15 protein-coding genes and 3 tRNA genes are annotated in these 18,011 nt (G+C 59.4%); 7 read left to right on the forward strand and 11 right to left on the reverse strand.

Annotated elements, in window-relative coordinates; genetic code table 11:
• Positions 1-69 precede the first annotated feature (69 nt).
• Positions 70-879, forward strand: a complete 810-nt coding sequence (locus tag HMPREF2912_RS01460) for a fumarylacetoacetate hydrolase family protein (RefSeq protein ID WP_185963178.1) — start codon at positions 70-72, stop codon at positions 877-879.
• Here the strand turns inward: HMPREF2912_RS01460 and HMPREF2912_RS01465 are convergent.
• From HMPREF2912_RS01465 to HMPREF2912_RS01500, 8 genes are all read right to left on the reverse strand, one after another.
• The gene (locus tag HMPREF2912_RS01465; protein ID WP_070683071.1) at positions 876-1,979 is read right to left on the reverse strand and encodes an isochorismate synthase; all 1,104 of its coding nucleotides are present in this window, start codon (positions 1,977-1,979) and stop codon (positions 876-878) included. The two genes, HMPREF2912_RS01460 and HMPREF2912_RS01465, sit on opposite strands and share 4 nt — an antisense overlap.
• 79 nt (positions 1,980-2,058) lie before the next feature.
• The gene (locus HMPREF2912_RS01470; protein WP_070683072.1) at positions 2,059-3,408 is read right to left on the reverse strand and encodes a choice-of-anchor M domain-containing protein; all 1,350 of its coding nucleotides are present in this window, start codon (positions 3,406-3,408) and stop codon (positions 2,059-2,061) included.
• On the reverse strand, positions 3,405-4,301 hold the full coding sequence (locus tag HMPREF2912_RS01475) for an anchored repeat-type ABC transporter permease subunit (RefSeq protein ID WP_070683073.1): 897 nt from the start codon (positions 4,299-4,301) through the stop codon (positions 3,405-3,407). Before HMPREF2912_RS01475 ends, HMPREF2912_RS01470 begins: the two co-directional genes overlap by 4 nt.
• Entirely contained in the window at positions 4,298-5,026 is a 729-nt protein-coding gene (locus HMPREF2912_RS01480) for an anchored repeat-type ABC transporter ATP-binding subunit (RefSeq protein ID WP_070683074.1), read from the reverse strand. The genes HMPREF2912_RS01475 and HMPREF2912_RS01480 overlap by 4 nt, the downstream gene beginning before the upstream one ends.
• Positions 5,019-5,918: a choice-of-anchor M domain-containing protein gene (locus HMPREF2912_RS01485; protein ID WP_070683075.1), complete on the reverse strand. Its 900-nt coding sequence runs from the start codon at positions 5,916-5,918 to the stop codon at positions 5,019-5,021. Before HMPREF2912_RS01485 ends, HMPREF2912_RS01480 begins: the two co-directional genes overlap by 8 nt.
• Positions 5,911-7,410, reverse strand: coding sequence for an anchored repeat ABC transporter, substrate-binding protein (locus tag HMPREF2912_RS01490; RefSeq protein ID WP_070683076.1), 1,500 nt, complete (start codon positions 7,408-7,410; stop codon positions 5,911-5,913). The genes HMPREF2912_RS01485 and HMPREF2912_RS01490 overlap by 8 nt, the downstream gene beginning before the upstream one ends.
• Complete coding sequence (locus tag HMPREF2912_RS01495; protein WP_070683077.1) at positions 7,410-8,507, reverse strand: choice-of-anchor M domain-containing protein; 1,098 nt, start codon at positions 8,505-8,507, stop codon at positions 7,410-7,412. The genes HMPREF2912_RS01490 and HMPREF2912_RS01495 overlap by 1 nt, the downstream gene beginning before the upstream one ends.
• Positions 8,508-8,521: 14 nt before the next feature.
• Entirely contained in the window at positions 8,522-10,864 is a 2,343-nt protein-coding gene (locus HMPREF2912_RS01500) for a choice-of-anchor M domain-containing protein (protein ID WP_070683078.1), read from the reverse strand.
• 162 nt (positions 10,865-11,026) lie between these two features.
• Between HMPREF2912_RS01500 and gltX the strand changes: the two genes are divergently transcribed.
• The 3 genes from gltX to HMPREF2912_RS01515 all read left to right on the forward strand — a co-directional run bounded on the left by gltX (position 11,027) and on the right by HMPREF2912_RS01515 (position 12,903).
• Positions 11,027-12,526: a glutamate--tRNA ligase gene (gene gltX / locus HMPREF2912_RS01505; RefSeq protein WP_083312468.1), complete on the forward strand. Its 1,500-nt coding sequence runs from the start codon at positions 11,027-11,029 to the stop codon at positions 12,524-12,526.
• 173 nt (positions 12,527-12,699) lie between these two features.
• Positions 12,700-12,771: transfer RNA gene (locus HMPREF2912_RS01510), tRNA-Gln, on the forward strand.
• Between the two features lie 56 nt (positions 12,772-12,827).
• A tRNA-Glu gene (locus tag HMPREF2912_RS01515) sits at positions 12,828-12,903 on the forward strand.
• An 84-nt stretch (positions 12,904-12,987) separates the two neighbouring features.
• On the opposite strand, the gene HMPREF2912_RS01520 is transcribed toward HMPREF2912_RS01515, so the two are convergent.
• Together HMPREF2912_RS01520 and HMPREF2912_RS01525 are read right to left on the reverse strand one after the other, a co-directional pair.
• A complete protein-coding gene (locus HMPREF2912_RS01520; protein WP_070683079.1) occupies positions 12,988-13,317 on the reverse strand; it encodes a transcriptional regulator in 330 nt (109 codons plus the stop codon).
• Entirely contained in the window at positions 13,310-13,714 is a 405-nt protein-coding gene (locus tag HMPREF2912_RS01525; RefSeq protein WP_070683080.1) for a hypothetical protein, read from the reverse strand. Before HMPREF2912_RS01525 ends, HMPREF2912_RS01520 begins: the two co-directional genes overlap by 8 nt.
• A 636-nt stretch (positions 13,715-14,350) precedes the next feature.
• On the opposite strand from HMPREF2912_RS01525, the gene HMPREF2912_RS01530 reads away from it, so the two are divergent.
• Positions 14,351-14,423 (forward strand) — tRNA-Glu (locus tag HMPREF2912_RS01530).
• A gap of 217 nt (positions 14,424-14,640) precedes the next feature.
• Here the strand turns inward: HMPREF2912_RS01530 and HMPREF2912_RS13135 are convergent.
• Entirely contained in the window at positions 14,641-16,389 is a 1,749-nt protein-coding gene (locus tag HMPREF2912_RS13135; RefSeq protein WP_070683081.1) for a hypothetical protein, read from the reverse strand.
• Positions 16,390-16,617: 228 nt separating this feature from the next.
• On the opposite strand from HMPREF2912_RS13135, the gene HMPREF2912_RS13140 reads away from it, so the two are divergent.
• Complete coding sequence (locus tag HMPREF2912_RS13140; protein WP_070683082.1) at positions 16,618-16,980, forward strand: helix-turn-helix domain-containing protein; 363 nt, start codon at positions 16,618-16,620, stop codon at positions 16,978-16,980.
• Between the two features lie 343 nt (positions 16,981-17,323).
• Positions 17,324-17,617, forward strand: coding sequence for a hypothetical protein (locus HMPREF2912_RS01545; RefSeq protein WP_070683083.1), 294 nt, complete (start codon positions 17,324-17,326; stop codon positions 17,615-17,617).
• The last annotated feature ends 394 nt before the right edge of the window (positions 17,618-18,011 follow it).

An 18,011-nucleotide genomic window follows, 5' to 3' on the forward strand; every position in this document is an offset into this window, starting at 1 on the left:
CATTCTTTGCAAGCTTTACACCTAGCCCCTGAACGCGAGTGAAAAACCCTTGCGAGTAGTATGGCCGTCATGCGTTTAGGACGAATTGCTCACACCGAAGGTATTTGTTTCGCCATCATTGATGGCCCCGCCGACGCCCCGCTTGACCAGCTGGTGGCCAAGGAAATCTCCGGCACCCCGTTTACCCCGCCGGAGCCAACTGGCCGCGAGTGGCCGCTGAGCGAGGTGCGCTTGCTGGCGCCGACCCTGCCCACCAAGGTCGTGGCGCTTGGCCGCAACTACGCCGACCACGTGGCTGAGGTCTTCAAGGAATCCGCGGAGCACCTGCCGCCGACGATCTTTATTAAGCCCTCCACCGCGGTCATTGGTCCCGGTGCCCCCATCAAGATCCCGGAGTTCGCCACCAACGTGGAGTTCGAGGGAGAGCTCGCGGTCGTGATCTCAAAGGTCTCGAAGAATATTGATCCGGAGAAGTGGCGCGATCATGTCGTTGGCTACACCATCTGCAACGATGTCTCTTCGCGCGACCTGCAGTTCCAGGATGGCCAGTGGGCACGTGCGAAGGGCATTGACACCTTCTGCCCGCTGGGCCCGTGGATCGAGACGGACCTGGACTGCATCGACCTCGATGACCAGAAGATCAACGCTTACCTGACCCACGATGGCAAGCGCGAGCAAAAGCAGGATTCCAACACCGACCAGATGATCGTGAAGATGGGCGGCATCATCGCGGAGATCTCGCAGTCTTACACGCTGCTGCCCGGCGATGTCATCACCACAGGTTCCCCGGCTGGTACGGCGCCGATGGTGCCGGGCGATACCATCGAAATTGAGATCCCCGGCGTGGGCAGCCTGACCAACCCGATTGAGCGCGCCTAAAGGCCGAGTGCTTTGAGAATGGTGCGCAACTTCGCCGTGGTTTCCTGAAGCTCGGCCGTCGGGTCGGAATCCACGACGATTCCGCCGCCCGCCCACGCGCGGGCGGAGAGCCCATCGCCGGCCACCTCGGCGCAGCGGATGGCCACCATGTACTCGCCATCGCCGGAGTCATCGCACCAGCCCACTGCACCGGCGTAGAAGCCGCGGTCGGCTTCGGCGGTTTCGATCAGCGCTTGCGCGGCTTCCGTGGGGGTGCCGCAGATGGCGGGGGTGGGGTAGATCAGCTCGGCCAGTTCGAGTGCCGTGAAATTCGAATCCTTCAGTGTTCCCGCAATCGGGGTCCCCAGATGCCACATCTCGTTCGTGGAGGTCAGCTGCGGGGTGGTGGGGGCATCGAGAGTCCTGCACAGCGGCTGCAGGATCCGGCGGATGTGGTCCACGACGAAGGCATGCTCGCGCAGATCCTTGCCTGAGTTCTGGAGGTCTTGACCGGCCTTGATATCGTGTGCCTTATCGGCCTGGCGGGGCGCCGAGCCAGCTAGGGGGAAGGCCGTAACCGTTGAGCCTTGCTTCTTAATCAACACTTCCGGGGAGGAGCCCACGAGCATAGAACCCGGGCGCCCCGCCGGCGAGAGGTCGGCGATGAAGCCATCGCGGTTCGAGGATAGATCGATCAACCGCGCGGCCACGAGGAGCGGATCCACCGGAGCATTGAACTCAATGTCAACGGCGCGAGCAAGAACCACCTTGTCCAGCTTGGAGGCTTCGATCGTAGCGATGGCGGCCTCAATGCGGCGCAGGTGCTCTTCCGGCTCCGGATCAAAACCGGTCACGCGCGCATTGAGCTTGCCGCAGCGGTAGTAAGCATGGGGCTCAAGAGGCCCGTCCTCACGAATGATGCTGCGCGGCACGGTGAGCGCAGCTGGGTCGCCCTTGTGAAAGGGAAGTGCGCCGACGACCATGGGCGCGCTGCCGTCGTGTAGTGCGGACACTGCGTCATCGACATCAGTAAAGGTGGTGGTTGAACCTTGGGTACGCACAGACCCCGTCGCGCGGGACAGGAGGAAGTCGGGGGCGGTAGAGGGTCTGTTTTCACACATAAGGAATAACTCTAGTTCCTTCCGCTGCTAGCGCCGAAACCAGATCCCTTGCTTTTGTGATATGACCGGTATCGAGGTGCTAGTCGCGATTGCGCGGGCGGAAGAACTGCACGGCAACAAACAGCCCGATACCAAGTAGCAGGGCCAGGGAGCCCATGCCTGCGAGAAAGCCTGCCCAGAAGCCGACCATCGGGGCTCCATAGCTCATGGCCTGGATGTTTTCGGCGTCAGCATAGTCTTCGTTGGAGTCGGACGCAGAGCGCTGTTGCTGTGCTTCCTGCTTTGCGCCGCGTTCCCGGTTGGCAGCGGTGTTGCGCGTGGAGCCTTTTTCTCCTGAGGAAGCAGTGCTTTGCGACGCCCCACGGTGTGCCGAATCTCTCTGTCCTTGCGTTGTGTGTGCTACACCGTTCTGTGCTGAGTTCTGGGACTGCGACACTGAGCGCTGGCCATCAGCTGGGCGTTCAGTACTGGGCTCTTTAGACGTTGGTGATGTTCCCGGTTGTGCTTTACTGCGTGCACTCGGACGCGTGGAGTGCCGCGAATCCTGAGCCCGACTTGTTTCGGAGGGCTTTCCACCGTTGAGGAGGGTATCTGCCTCCTTGAGTGTTTTGTCCATAGTCTTATCCAACTGTGCGACGGACTTGGTGGTGTCATTAATGTCTTTCGCCAGTTGCTGCGGCCGGCTCTTCGGGCTGCCCGAGCCAGCATCGTCGCCTTCGCTGGAGTCCCACTCCAATTCGCAGATGTCGGAGGCATCGGCGTCGCCGACCAAGAACGGTACGTCGATGGAGTGCTCGGAGCCATCGTTGAGCGTGAACGTGAAGGTAGCGGCGTATGCTCCCGGTTCGGTGAAGATTATCCCGGTGTGGCTGTGGAAGTGATCGGGGTAGTCCCAAGTGATATCCGGGTTATCTGAATCAAAGAGCACGGTGGGTTCAGCGCCCACAGAGTTCTGGAAACCCACCATGCGCCCGCCGTCCGGCGCGGCGTGCAGCGTTAAGGATAGGGTGGCGTCGGCTGCTGCAGCCTCGTCGAGGTAGCTGGTGTTGAATCCAACCCAGGGGATATCCGGGTTCTGGGTTTGGGGAATCTGCCAGCCTTTCGATGGGATGTCGTTGCCTGCGGATTCTTCGAAGGCGGCGTTGCTGCCCACCTCCACGTAAAACTCGCCAGAGGTGTAGTCCTTGCCTGACTCGTCATCGCGGGCCAAGAAGGAGAGGTTTCCGGAATCTCCGACCAATGCTAGGTCTTGGTGTCCACGGGTAAAGGCGTGCAGGGAGTCGGCATCGCAGGAGGCCTCGCTCGCGTGCTCTTCGGCGAGGGCTGGCGGTGCAGCGGCTACCAAGGGTGGGGTACTGAGAGCTAGTGCAGCGACAGCGGTCAGGGTAAGCGGGCGGAAGCTCATACGTGTCATATGGAAAGAGTTCATGCGGACAAGGTCTCCTTCGAGGTGTGTGATTGCGAGGTGGATGCCGCGTCGCGGCGGGAATGCAGTAGAGGGGAGAGTGCCCACGCCACAAGGAAGAAGGCGGTGAGCAGCAGAACGATGGTTGCGCCGGCGGGAAGATCGATGGCCCATGCAAGGTAGATTCCGAAGAAGCTGCCCAGCGAACCGATCACCGCGGAGGCGACCATCATTGACCCCAGCGAGTCACAGAGCAGCCTGGCGGTCGCGGCTGGGGTGATGAGGAGGGCCAGGACGAGGACGTTGCCGATGGTTCCCACGGAGATAACCACCGCGCCCGTGACGCAAAGGTAAAGCACGATGTCTAGAACAAAGACGGGAAGCCCCATGGCACGGGCAGTCTCTTTGTCTAGGCAGGTGGCTGTGAGCTGGGGGCCGAGGAGCAATACTGTGGCCACGATAAGCACCGAGACGGTGAACGCGGTGTAGAGATCAGCGTGGGAGACACCCGTCAGCGAGCCGAAAAGAAAGCTGGTGAGCGAGGCCGTGTAACCCTCCACGCGTGAGATGATCACCATGCCGAGCGCAAAGGTAGCGGCAAAGAAGATGCCGATGACGGAATCTTCGCGCACAGTTCGCCGCTGGGAGAAGCACGCGATGAGCACGGCCACCGCGCAACCCGCCACGGCGCCGCCCAGCAGTACTGACCCGTGAAGTGCGAAGGCGATGGCCAGTCCCGGAAACACTGCGTGGGACACTGCATCGCCGATGAAGGCCATTCCACGCAGCACGACGTAGCACCCCACCACGCCGCACACGATTGCGGCGAGAAGGGAGATCCCTACTGCGCGGGCGAGGAAGTCCAAGTGCGGGTTGGTGAGGTCTTGGAAGAACTCAACTAGCGAGATGTCGATCATGCCGCCACCCCAATCGCAGAGAGCAGGGGCGAGGAGGCTGAGACCCCGAAGGTGGTGCTCCAGGGCTGCGGGGTTAAGCGCAGGGTTTCCGCCGGGCCGTCAGCGATGATGCCCCGGTTGAAGAGCACAAGCCGTGAGCAGGAATGCACGGCCTCTGAGAGGTTGTGCGTGGACATGACAACGCTGGTCCCATCCGTAGTGAGCTTGTCAAAGAGAAGCAAGAGCTCTTCGGTATTGGGGGCGTCGAGTCCGGTGAAAGGTTCGTCGAGAAGCAGCACCTCTGGTTCGCAGGCTAAGGCGCGGGCGATGAGGACGCGCTGGCGTTGCCCGCCGGAAAGTTGGGCTATAGGACGCCGTGCGAATTCTTCCAGGTTGGTCAGCTCGATGGCGCGCCGTGCGGCCTCCTTATCGAGGCGCCCTGGGCGCCGGAACCACCCCACTAGTCCAGTGCGCCCACTCAGCACCGCCTTGGCCACGCTGATGGGGAAGTCCCACTCCACGTCGTGGCGCTGCGGGACATAGCCAAGCGAGGTGGTCACGTCGATGGTCCCGGTAAAGGGCACGAGGCCTAAGACAGCGCGCATGAGCGTGGTTTTGCCAGCGCCGTTCGGGCCGAGGAGCCCGATAAACTCGCCAGGGTTAACAGAAAAGCTTGCCCCGTCGATGACGCGGCGGCCGGACAGCGATACGGACAGATCGTTCACCGTAATGAAGGGATTAGCCACGCCGCCCACCCTTCGCGCGCACGACCGCGATGATGGCACCGATGAGCACTAGGACGCCTACGCCCGCGAGCACCCAGATCCACGTCGGCACCGATGCCGACATAGAGCCGGATGTGGCGGAGGACTCGGCATTGGGGTCCCATTCCACGGCCTGTGCTTGCGCAACGTCGGCGTCATCGCCCACGGCGAAGGTCAAGGTGGCTTCGGCAGCAACCTCTTTTCCGGCGCTTTCTCCTGCGCCCTCGCCGCTCATGCGGACCCGGATCTGGTGAATGCCGGGCTCGGTGAACACCCAATTGGCGTGGGTATGAGTGCCCAAGTCCACCCAGAAGCCTTCTGAGTCCCCGGTTGCTGTAGACCACAGCAGCTGAGGTTCTTCGAAGCCGCCGTTTTGCAGGAAGAGGGAGAAGTCACCCGGGCCTTGGTGCCCGAGGAACTCCATGGTCACTCCTCGCTCAACATTGTCTGCCAATGAGGGAGCTTGGGTATTCCAGCCCAACCACGGAACGTCAGCCTGCTCCGTTTGCGGTACGACCCACACCTGCGAGCCAGGTTCTGCGCCAACGAAGGAGAATGCCTTGTCCTCCGGCAGAGTCAACAGGGCGTTGTCACCCACCTGGAAGACCACATCCTCGGGCTGGCGCCACACGGGTGTTTCAGCCGAATCATCGCGAGCGAGGAACTCAGCTTGGCCTTCGGAGAGCAGGAGCCCTAGGTCGACGTGGCCGTGATCGATGGTGGCAGCCGTTCCAGGCGCGGCTACCTCTTCGTTAGCGCTGACCACCTGGGCGAGATCTCCGGCAAAGGCAGCTGCCGGTGCGAAGGCCAAGGCCGCGGCGGTAAGTGCTGCCGCAAGCGGCATAGTGACGGTTCGGATGGTGAGTTTAGACATGAGATTCCTTTGTTGTGTTGCTGAGACAGCGGTTGAGTGAGTGCGCGTTGAAGCGCAAGAGGTCGAGATACGTCGGAACGGCGTCATCAAGCGTGTCGCCGTAAATCGGGCATACAGCCACCCCGAGGGAATCGGCGGCTTCCCGGATGACATCCGCGCTGGCTTGTTGCGTCGGTTCCACGAATACGGCGGGAAGCTGGAGGTTCTCCAAGGTGCGGCGCAGAGCGATGACATCGCGCGGCGAGGGCTCGATGGCCGGGTTCGGAGTAACGAAGCCCGCAATATCAATGCCGTAGCCTTGCTCCAAGTAGGCATAACCGTGATGCGGCGTAACCAGGTGGCGGTTGCGCTCCGGGATGGCGGAGATGAGCCTTCTTACTTCGGCATCAGCTTCCCGCAACTGCGTGATGTAGTCCTGGGCGCGGGCACGGTAGTCCGCGCCGTGTGAGGGGTCTGCCTGGGCAAGCTGTTCAGCGATGACCTCGGTAAAACTGACAACGTTGGCGGCGTTATGCCACAGGTGCGGGTCCACCTCACCGTGAATGTGTTTCCCTAACACCGCCTGCGGCAGGAGATAGGTTTCATCGCCTGGACGGCCCAAGAAACGGTAGGAGGGATCCGACGGGATCTCCTGCAGCGCGGAGTTAGGGACGCGCAACACCGTGGTTTTCGGATCAAAACGCTCGCCTTGGTCCTCTAAGTCGAGTTTTCCTGTAGCCATGTCAGCGGTGATATCCACGTGGCCCGCATCGATTTCGCGCATCCCCTTAGGTGCGCTTACGCCCACCGCCACTGTGAATTCCTGCGGGGAGCCATCGTGAGCGCCAAAGCTCATCCTGTAGATACCGGGCCTGCTAAAAGCCCAGGACACGTGCGTGTGGGCGTTGGCTGGCAGCGTCGTGGAATCCTCGTGCGGATCTATCCCATCGGCGGTGTTAAAAAGGACCTCTGGCGTACCGAATGTCGAGACCACGTAGGCGGCGGCATCGCCCGGGCCTTCTGCGTCGATCAGGCGCAGGTCGACGCTTGAGGTCCCCAGGGGCGCGTTGCGCACGCGCAACCCCAGCCACACGGCGTCGAGTGCGATGTTCTCCACCAGCGGGACCAGCTTCGCTCCACGCGTGGAGGCCTGATCCGCCACCTCCGTGACGGGCACATCCGAGGACTCCTTCATGGACTTCAGCAGATTCTGTGGCTCGAGAAGGAACCCGTTGGACAACAGTACGTCTGCGTTTGCGATGTCCCGCACCGAGCGCAGGCTCGGTTCAAAGGTATGGGGATCCTTTCCCGCGGGGATCAGGGTCGTCACCGTGGCGTCATGTCCGGCCACATGCTTGGCGACGTCCCCCAGTATCGGTGTCGTCGCCACCACCTTCACCTTTGCATCGTCTCCGCTGGCAGTGTTCGCGCAGCCACTCAGCGCTGAGGCGCCGAGAGAGATGGCGGAAAGAATCGCGGTGCACGCCATCCGAGTGCGTACTTTCCGAGACATCAGTCGCGGCCCCTCAGCAGCGCGAGGCGCGCTAGCGCCAGGCCCAGCACAAGCATTCCCAGGCCGAGGATGCCGATGCCCCACGGCAACAGGTTTTGCCCGCTGTCGTAGTAGCCGGCCGCAGCCACCGTGTCCACATTCTCCCCGTCCGCGGTTTCGGCGGATCGGTGAGAAGGCTTGCGCTCCTTCCTTTCCCCGCGAGCTGTGCGGTCTTTACGCTCCTTGTTGTGGGCCTGTTGTTTGGTGTCTTTGGCACCGGCAGCGGTGGCCGATCCGCGGTCAGCGCCTCCAGAGCTGCCGGCTCCGGTGCTTCCAGCGTGAGAGCGTGAGCCGGAGTTGGAGGAAGCAGATTGCTCAGGGGAGGCGGCGCCTTGCGCAGCCCCGTGGTCATCGTCGGCACCGTCAGTGCCATCATCGACGCTGGATTCCTCGTCCCCGGAATCCTGGGGAGCGGCTTCGCCGTCGCCGACGTCCCAGGTATAGGTGACCTGATTACTCGTGTCGCCGTTGGATTCAGCCTGAACAGTCATGGTGTACGTACCAGGTTCGCTAAACGCCCAATTGACGTGGCGGTGCGCCGGGTAAGCCTGATTGATGACGTCACCGGACACCAAGTCGAGCTCGCCGGCGTCCGTGACCGGTTGAATATCACCAAAGCCTGCGGTTTCGAAGATGAAAATGTCGCCGGGCCCGGTGACCTCAACAAATTCGAAGTTCACGTCCTTATATCCAGCAGATTGGGCCGCTTGCGTATCCCAACCCGGCCACAGGAGTGAGCTGTCCTGGGTCTGGGGGAGGTAGTACGTCGGTGTGCCGATGCCATCGATGCGCTCGGTCGCCTCGCTCCATGCCTCCTCAGCCACCTTGAGGGTGACATCGTTACCGGGCCTGATGACGCCACTACCAGTTACGTCTTCCTTCATCGACAGCGTCAGCTGACCATCCGGCGCGGAGACATAGAAGGCATCCACGTGCCCAGAATCTATAACCTCGCTTTCGGCGCGGGCAGTCGCTGGAAAGCCAAAGACGGACACGAGAAGTGTCACGGCGATGGCGCACACGGCGGCATTGAATGTTTTCAGCGGTGCGGAATGCAATCGAAGTGTCCTTTCTAGCGGTGAAGTAGACCGTTGAAGCGGGCCTCGATCTGGGCTCTGTGGTCGTTGTAGAAATTGAAAAGGCGTTGGAAAATGAGGGCCACGACGACCGGAAGCACTAATCCCCACAGGCTGTCGAGCTTGGGCTTAGAGGACGTCGTCCCCTTATCTCCACTGGGCTTCGTGTTTCCTGGCTTCTTGCCGCCGGGTGTGTCGGTGCCTTCGCCTTCGCTTCCTCCCTTGGAGCTTGCGCAGTCCTTGATTGCGGCGTCTCCGGCCGCGACGGTGAGCACCTGGGGTTCGGAGGAAATTTCTTTGCCATCGGCGGTGGTGGCCGTGTAGCTGACTTCGAGTTTGTAGATACCCGGCTTGGTAAAGACCCAATTGCTGTGGGTATGCGAGGCAAAAGTGGTCTCGATGGACAAGTCCCCCTCCGCTGAGTTGATCAGCGGGGTAAAACCTTTGCCTAATCCTTCAGTAGTGAAGAGCCCAATTTCTGCGCCTTCAGGCTTCTCGACGGGCTTAATATTGAGCATGACCTTGCCGTCTTTATAGTCCTTGTAGTTGAGAGCTTGGGTGTTATATCCCGGCCAGATGATGCTCTGCTCTTGGGTTTGGGGGAGGAGGAAGAATTTCTCCTTGCCCAGGTAGTCGAATTCCTTGCCGTTGAGCGCGGCGGGGCGGGAGCGCAGGGCGTTGTCGTGTACTGCGAGGACGACGTCGTCAAGCGGGCGCTCGACGGTCTTCTTATCCACGATGGCCGTTTCATCCTTGAGGCGGGTGAGAAACTTATCGCCGTCACGGGATACCGAAATATCGACGTGTCCGTGGTCGAGCACTGCCTTGTCGGCGCAGACACCGGTGTTGTCGCCGGGTTCGGGCTGAGGAGTGTTATCTGGGGCTGGCGCAGGAGCCTGAGCCCCAGCGCCGAGTTTGCCCACGCGCTCGTACGTTTTTCCGAAAGCGAAATTGTCGGTCAGCGTGATGCTGCCGGAGTCTTGCGTGATGCTTGGGTGCGGAAGAATATCGAGGCGCACGGTATTGCCGTTGAAGTTTGCATCGGCACCGACGACAAATTCCGCGCGGCCGCGGGTGATAGTGCCGTCGAAATCGATGTCCGGAAGCGAGCTTCCCTTACTAAAGAAGCCACCGTGCACGTAGCCTTCCAGGTTTGTATCGGCTGCCTCCAGGATGATGCGGGTGGCGTCTTCGCCCTCCGGAACGGCGCGCGCGGACAGTCCCGTGTCAGATAGCGAAACCTCTTCTCCGGAGAAGAGTTGACGGGGGTTTGTAGTCTCGGTCCAGGACTCCGCGGACGTCTTCGATGTGGTGGCTACTTCTGCACCCTCGGAGTACTTGAGCTGCTCGGATACCCACCGCGGGCTGCCATCTTCTGGGGTGTACACCGCCTGAATCTCGGAGGATTCTGGGCCTAGGAACTCGTCAAAGTGGGCTTTCCCGTCGGTAACCGGCAGGTCGGTGAGGAAGTAGCCGTCGATAAGCAGCGTGAGCGTGCCGTTACTGCCCCCAGTGAAGTCGATGGAGGAAAGCCGCTCATCTCCATCTTTGTCACGGGACTTGGCAGGGGCGATGCGCAAGCGATAGTCCTTCTGGCTAGCATCCCCCGCGGATGCCTGCTCGAAGCGCTCCTTGAGGGAGGGAGTGCTGTGGTCTGACGGGCGCTGCCCGCCGACCTGAATGGACGTGGTTGTCGGCTTGGAGGAAATGAACTCGCCGTCTTTGTTTCGCGCGGTGGTTTGGTATGTGAGCTGGTAGCGCCCGGGTTTGGAAAAGACAGTGAAGTTGTGGGTATGCGTGCCACTAGTCAGCCACGCGGAGTGAGGTGCGCCCTCCGACGTGCCAAAGAATCGTTGAAGCCCTCCAGGGCCGGGGTAGTAGCCAAACATCTCTACTTCGCCCGGTCCATCGACGCTTAACAGGTCGAGGGAGGCGATGCTATCGCGGAAGGTGTCGACAGGCAGCTCAGTGTCCGCGCCAAAGCCCATCCATACCGGGTCCAGGCTGCCCTGCACGCTGGCAGGGGCCATGTAATAGGTTTCGCCCGGCTTCCCTAGGAAGGAGAGCGCAGGGTCTTCAGGCACGGTGAACTGGTATTGGTTCGTGCCGTTCTGGTCCCAGCCTTTGCCTACCCACGTGACGGTGTCGGCGAGATCGTGGTCGGATTCGGCTGAATGGCTCTTGAGGTTAAGGGAATCGGCTTCCCAGAATGCTTTGGGGGAATCGATGTGCGTTTGGGTGGCCACGTATTTGCCGTCGTCAGGGCCGGCTACGGCGGTAGCGGGGGAGAAGAGAAGTGTGGCGCAGGTAAGCAGCGCCACGGAGCGAGTTCGAGCCACAGTGTGGAACCTTTCTTCAGTTCTGTCGAGAGAATTTCACTATAGGGAATGGAAATCAATTCCGTTTAGTCTGAATCGAAAACCCAGTTCACGCTTAGTGGAAACCGGGTTCAATTACCCCCAAGTGGGGCGGGCGGTGCAGCAACTCGGCGCTGAACTACGATGGTTGACATGACTGAAACAACTTCCGACGTCCGCGTACGTTTTTGCCCGTCGCCCACAGGAACGCCCCACGTGGGCATGGTCCGCACGGCGCTGTTCAACTGGGCCTATGCCCGCCACACCGGCGGCAAGCTCATCTTCCGCATCGAGGACACCGATGCCGCTCGTGACTCCGAGGAGTCCTTCCAGGCCATCATTGATTCGCTGAACTGGCTCGGCTTGGGCTGGGATGAAGGCGTCAATGTGGGTGGTCCGGACGAGCCGTACCGTCAGTCGCAGCGCATGGATATTTATGCTGATGTCCTGCAGAAGCTCAAGGATGGCGGCTATGTCTACCCGGCTTATTCCACCAATGAAGAAGTGCAGGCGCGCCACAAGGCAGCCGGCCGCGACCCGCAGCTTGGCTACGACAACTTTGACCGCGACCTCACCCAGGGGCAGATCGATGCCTTCGAGGCGGAAGGTCGCAAGCCGGTGTGGCGCCTTCGCATGCCGGACAAGGACTGGACTTGGAATGACTTGGTGCGTGGAGAGCTGACTTTTAAGTCGGAGACCCAGCCGGATTATGTGGTGGCCCGCTCCAATGGCGCACCGCTCTACACGTTGGTTAACCCCGTCGATGACGCGCTCATGGGGGTTACGCACGTGTTGCGCGGCGAAGATCTGCTGTCTTCCACCCCGCGCCAGCTCGCCCTCTACGAGGCGCTCATTGAGTTGGGCATTGCCAAGCAGACCCCGGAGTTCGGCCACCTGCCGTTCGTGATGGGTGAGGGCAACAAGAAGCTGTCCAAGCGCGATCCGCAGTCCAACCTGTTCAACCACCGCGATGCGGGCATCATCCCGGAGGGCATGCTCAACTACCTGTCCCTGCTGGGCTGGTCCCTTTCCGCGGACAAGGACATCTTCTCCGTCGATGAGCTCATTGCCAACTTCGATGTGCACGACGTCCTGGGCAACCCCGCCCGTTTCGATCAGAAGAAGCTGGAGGCCATCAACGCCGACCACATTCGTTTGCTTGAGCCGGCTGACTTTGCTCAGCGCCTGCGGGACTACCTCACCGAGTACACCGACTTCCCTGTGGATTACCCGGAAGACAAGTTCGCCTTCGCCGCCGACTTGGTGCAGACCCGCATTAAGACGCTGTCTGACGCTTACGGGTTGATGTCCTTCCTAACTACGTCGGACGCTGAGCTGGAGCTCGACGCCAAGGCGGCCAAGAAGAATCTCAAGGAGGAGGCTGTTCAGCCTCTCGAGGTCGCCATTGCCAAGTTGGAGGAGCTCGGGGAGTGGAAGACCGAAGAGATTGAAAAGGTTCTCTCTGGCGCGCTTATCGACGACCTCGGTCTCAAGCCTCGCAAGGCCTACGGCGCCCTGCGCGTCGCGGTCTCGGGGCAGCAGGTTTCCCCGCCGCTGTTCGAGTCCATGGAGCTGCTGGGCAAGGAGTCCACGCTGGCTCGCCTTAAGGCAGCTCTGGCCGCGACTCCGTGGAGCGCTGAGTAGTCTCAAGCGCTAGTCTCACAGGCCTGTAATTTCGGGGCATTAAGAATCGTTCTTAATGTCCCGAAAATGCTATCTGGCCTGGCGATTTGTGTGTATCGGTGGTGCTGGATATAGTAATAAACCGTTGCAGCGAGCGGCGAGGGGTTAAGCCCCAAGCAAGTTCAAAGCGATAATGGCCTATGGTGTAATTGGCAACACAACGGTTTCTGGTACCGTCATTCTAGGTTCGAGTCCTGGTAGGCCAGCAGTGATAACTGCGCAAAGAGCAGCGGCACTTTGCAGTCAGCGGTCACAGTTCTATGCCCCGTTCGTCTAGCGGCCTAGGACGCCGGCCTCTCACGCCGGTAACACGGGTTCAAATCCCGTACGGGGTACCACTTAAAGAGTGGCAAGCATAACGGGCTTGCCACTCTTTTTCTTTCATCGGCCATAATCCTAGCCCGACTTATTGGGCTGGAGGCTTATAGGCCTTCTGTCATAGATTTGAGGGCTAGAACGTGCCGTGTGTAGGCGTCAGTGCCAGTCTCGGTGAGTGTGACCCACACGGCGTCCTTGGCGCGCGTAGAGCCGTACTCCCGTGTGCGGCTTACGTAGCTGTGGTCTTCGAGGTGCTTTAGTTGCTTGGAGAGCGTATCGGCGGGGAGTTCCGTAAGCTCAGCGAGTTGACCGTACTTCATCTGCCGTCCTTCGGTGGCGCCGGCGGAGAAGAGTGTGGCGCAGATCTTGAGCCGATTGATGGGGTGGATGACTGGGTCTAGCTCAGGGGGCTGGTGAGATGCTTTCCTAGACATTGATGCCCTTTACGGCGGAGTTACTGTTCTCGTAAAGCATCCAGGCTGTCGCGCCAGTAACTATGACTCCGCAAGCGATCATCCACGGCCACGTGTCGGGGGTCGGTGTAGTTGACATGATCATGGCGAAGGGGAGGACTACTCGTGACCATGTCGCGCGATCGTTCCTCGGCCCCTTGTTGGGGTTGGGGCGAACAAAAGGGTTCGCGATTTTGTCCTTGAGGAGGAAACCGAGAATGAACGTCGGTATCAGGATTGCGAGTGTGTACCACCAGGACACCTTGGATAGCGCAAGACTGCTACCGATACCGAGCGCTACAAGTGCCACCGCCCACCAGCTTTGTGTCCAGGCGGTCCGCTGTTGGGCGTCTTGAATGATCTTGAGTTCATCGTTCATGGCCTGACTCCTTTGTTTGCATCTAATGCAAGTGTATCACTTGCATTAAGTGCAAGTAAGGGGGGTGAGGGCTGTTGTAATCAAGGAGTGGTGTGGTTGTGCCCCTTACCGGAGGGTTAAAAGTCCAAGTGCAAGCGGACTTGGGAAAGTTACCAGGGGGTATACCAGTGGCCAATTGGTCTAATCCCTTCCGCTATGCCTTTGGCGGTCATACACTGCAGGTATAAGGCATTCCCGACAGAAAGGAGAGCGGATGGCGGAAGCTGATAATCATCACTATCGCCGACGCGACTCTAGCAGATAATACGAGGCGGCATCGCCATAATCCACAACTTCTTAAAGCCAACATTCGAGCGAAGTAGGAGCCTTGCACCACATGCTGTTAGCGCACGTGTCCTCCCGAACCTCTAGCGATGACTAACGAGTGCTCCGGCCCCAGCTGCCAACGGCACGCCAGCGGAATAACCACTGATTCGATCCGCACCCGGGCCCTGAGAGTCAATGATTTCATCGCAGTCGAAAGCGGCAACGAGGTTCGGGATTTTCTTTGTGTAAAAAGCCATACTAGCTGCCGATTTGTGCATTCTTTCGCCGATCCTATAGTGTTTAGCAAGTCCGCAACGGACAGCTAAACGAGCCCCGTTCGTCTAGCGGCCTAGGACGCCGGCCTCTCACGCCGGTAACACGGGTTCAAATCCCGTACGGGGTACAAAAAGGCGGTTTCACGTTTCTGACCTGCAGAGTTCACGAAACTGACAATCGCCAAACGAAATCCCGATTCTCGTTACTGAGAATCGGGATTCTGCTTGTTTTACTCGATTCCTGGTGCGTGAAAGCAACAGGGATAGAGTGAATTTTCGGCTAAACGGGCAGTAGCCCACGACCTGTAGACCACGGCCCATACGGGCGGTGGTCTTTGTTGGTCTTTAGGCAGCAGCCGGGGGAGCCTGGGGTGCGACGTTGCCGAACGTGTTCCAGTCAGAGACTCGCTTACACGGTTGAGTTGGAACCGGGTCGCTGGGGTTTGTATTCAAGTCGAATACGACTCGGTGAAGGAACTTCTGAATCAGGTGAATGTTGACACCCACGATGCCCAAAGCGGTTACGAGGGTCGCGTTAGCGAACCCACGAACGAGACGGCGAGTCTTGTCGCCCAATCCCATGCGACCGTTCTTGAGAAGGGCGTTCCGGCTCTCGATCGTGTTACGACCACGACGGTACGTGTCAGCCCATTCCTGCGTTCCCCAAGAAGGTCCCGTCTGAACGTGTTTTGCTGCTGCATCCACAGGGATACGAATCTGCGTCTGCTTGAAGACAGCACTGTTACGGTCTTCCTTAGTCAAGTCACGAGCGAACACCTTACGCAGGGTGGAACCTTCTAGAGTCTTGTCAACGCCGATACCGTCAACCTTGAGCTTGGCACGCTTGCCACGTGCCGGGGAATAGAAGTCGATTGAGCCATCCTTGTGCATTTTCTTGACTTGAAGAGCGAATGCTTGGCGACGGTCGATAATGTCGAGTAGCTCGTCACGATCCATCTCGCCAGCGGCAAACAGGGCACTAGCATCGCGCCAGCGGGCGGGCATGCCAGGGAAGAACCAAGAGCCGTCAATAAGCTGAGCTCCGTGGTAGGTAGCCTGTAGGCCCATCTGGCCCTTGACGAGGTCGCCCATGACCTTGTAGCCCGCCTTGCGCAGCGGGATCTGCAGCTTCTCAGGCTTGCTCATCGGGTAGTAGACACGGTCGCCGATAAAGGCACCCTTCGGCAGGGATTCGTCGGCGATGAGATGCTGCAGGGCATCCATGGCACGATCTGCCGGCGCGTGGCCCGGCTTGTCCATTGCCATGCCGACAATGAGCTGTGGCAGGTTGTCCTGGCGGGCAGGGAACGTCTGTGTGACGATCGTGGCCTCGTATGCCCAGTACATCTTTTTAGGCGCGGACTTGGCCTTGTCGCCGTTGTGATCACCTTCGCGGATGTACCAACCTGCGTCAGGGTCTGACGAGCGCTTCGGCTTGCGGTCACGCGGGTTGCCCGACTTAGCGGCGAGCACAGGGGTGCCGTCTACAGCTACGTCGCCCGTCCATGCGTCTCGGTACTCTTCGGGCAAAAGGCGCACTGACGCGGCGATGAGTGCGTTGGTGAACATGGTCAGTCGCAGGTAACGCTTGCGGGTTTCTTCCGGGTTAGCCAGAGAGACTAGGTAGTCGAACTCGTCCGTCGTAAGGCGCTTGCGGTAGGTCAGGGTCGGGTTCGGATCCACGACATCCTTAACCTTGTTCCATGCGCGGTAGACCTTCTCGTACCACGCCTGACGGCCCTTGTAAGTGGTGTAATCGGTCTCGTGACGCTGCGGCAGGCCGAGCGCGCGCAGGACCTGGTTGTTTGCACGATCGGTGATGATGTTGACCGCTTGCTGGATGTGCAGCGGCTTGGCTTCGATGGTTAGCAGGGCCATGAGCGCGAGAACCGTGCGCGGCTGAATCGTGGCTGGACGGCCACCCTTGCTCGGGTCGTATCCATCCTCGGCACGCCAGGTATCGATGAGCAACTCCACGCCCGAATCGTCAACAACGTCAATGGCACGCTTGAGGGAGTTCATGCCGACCACGTCGAGGCTGATGATGCCGACCTCGGCTGCGTCACCTGCGGCAGTGAAAGCCTGGTTGCTCATGGGCTGGGGTTCACCTCCCTGCGCGTACTTGAGGTATGGATGCTGGAACGTCACTTAAGCGACCCCACAATCTGTTGTGAGGCCGGTGAAACTAGCTACGACACGGCTGGAGTCCTTCCGATCGGTGGTGCGTAAAAGCACCATAGATTCCGTACTGTACCGGTAAAGATCGACGACATCCAGGCGAGTGGAAGCTGCGACGGATCGTGTGTTCGATACGCTTGTGACATGCCCGCCCGACAGCCCATCCCCAAAGAGCTCTACCCTGAGTGGCCCGACGCTCAGATTAAGAACCTGGCGCACGCCCGTCTCCAGCTCGCCGCTCGCAACATTCGCCGCCACGTTCACGACAACATTGAGCTGAAATCGCTTAAGGATTTGGCGGAGGTTACCGGCGTTGGACACTCCACGATCAGTGACTTTGTTGCTGGCCGCGCTTGGCCAAGTGTCTTGACTATTGCCCAGATTGAAGTTGGGATCGATCGCGAAATCTGGCCCAGAGGTTTGGGTGAGGGTCGTCGCATAAGGCCCACCGAAATCGCGAAGTTTGGTCATAAGAAGGATCGTTCCCGGTTTTCGCGAGGGCATTGAAAGGGATCTACGACTTTTTGTTCGAACGGGAAAACACCTGGGGATTAGTTAAAAAATTCTTCATTTTCGACCGGGTACCCGGTTTGTGAGATCTGATGTGTTTGGTTGAAACTATGCGAAAACTAGGGGAGAACGAGGATAGTGTGCCGACCTATACAACCGAAGAAAGGTCGTTCCCGTGACCCATCATCACTTTGGAAGACTCGGCGGAGTAGTCAATGAAGATTGTTGGCTCGTCGGCTCTCAGTCACCTACACGTATTCCTATTTCAGAGCTTCACACAAGCCATGTGGGCCACTATGCTGTGCCGTTCGGTTGTGTCTCCTGGCCGTAACTAGCAGGCATGGATGATGAGATTCTTGACCCCGGCGTAGGTCGAGACGGCATGTATCGACAGGTTGATCAGTGGCTGCACGATACCTATTCGCTAGAGAACACATTCCCCGAAATGTCGGTGGCTGGGTTCACACAAGAGCTATTGACGAAGCCGTTGTTGTCGTTGATGGGGGGTGATCTTGACGCTGTACGCAAGTACATTACCAACATGTGCAATCACGCTGTGGCGAACAAGCGAGACTATCTCAACCAGATCGCGGTCTTGAATCTGAATGGCTTGCACTTGTTGATGAGTGAATGAAACTGATGTAGTTCTTATCAGATCAGCGGCGGCGAAAAGGGGACAGTCAAAATCCCGTTTCGCCCCGTTTCATTTGCGTGATAATAGGTGCATGGCTGCGAAAGAACTCACCGAACGGCAAAAGAAAGTTCTTGAATGGATCTTGCACGGGTGTGTCGGCAACCCGCCTTACGAGACATTCAAGACCACAGCACGCATGTTGGAGGGGCACGGTCTGGTCAAGATTTCGGGTCGTGGTGCAGCATGGAAAGCGGTTGCAACAAAACGCGGTGAGCGTGTTCACGATGGGACTGAAGCTCTGTTCGTGAAGAGGCGAGGGAAGAGCGCGGCTTCGTCTGTGCCTGTCTCACAACCTCACGTGGGCCTGCCCCCCGGAAAGTAGACACGTCGGGGG

It is taken from the genome of Corynebacterium sp. HMSC056E09 (genome assembly GCF_001813425.1).
Lineage (GTDB): Bacteria > Actinomycetota > Actinomycetes > Mycobacteriales > Mycobacteriaceae > Corynebacterium > Corynebacterium hesseae.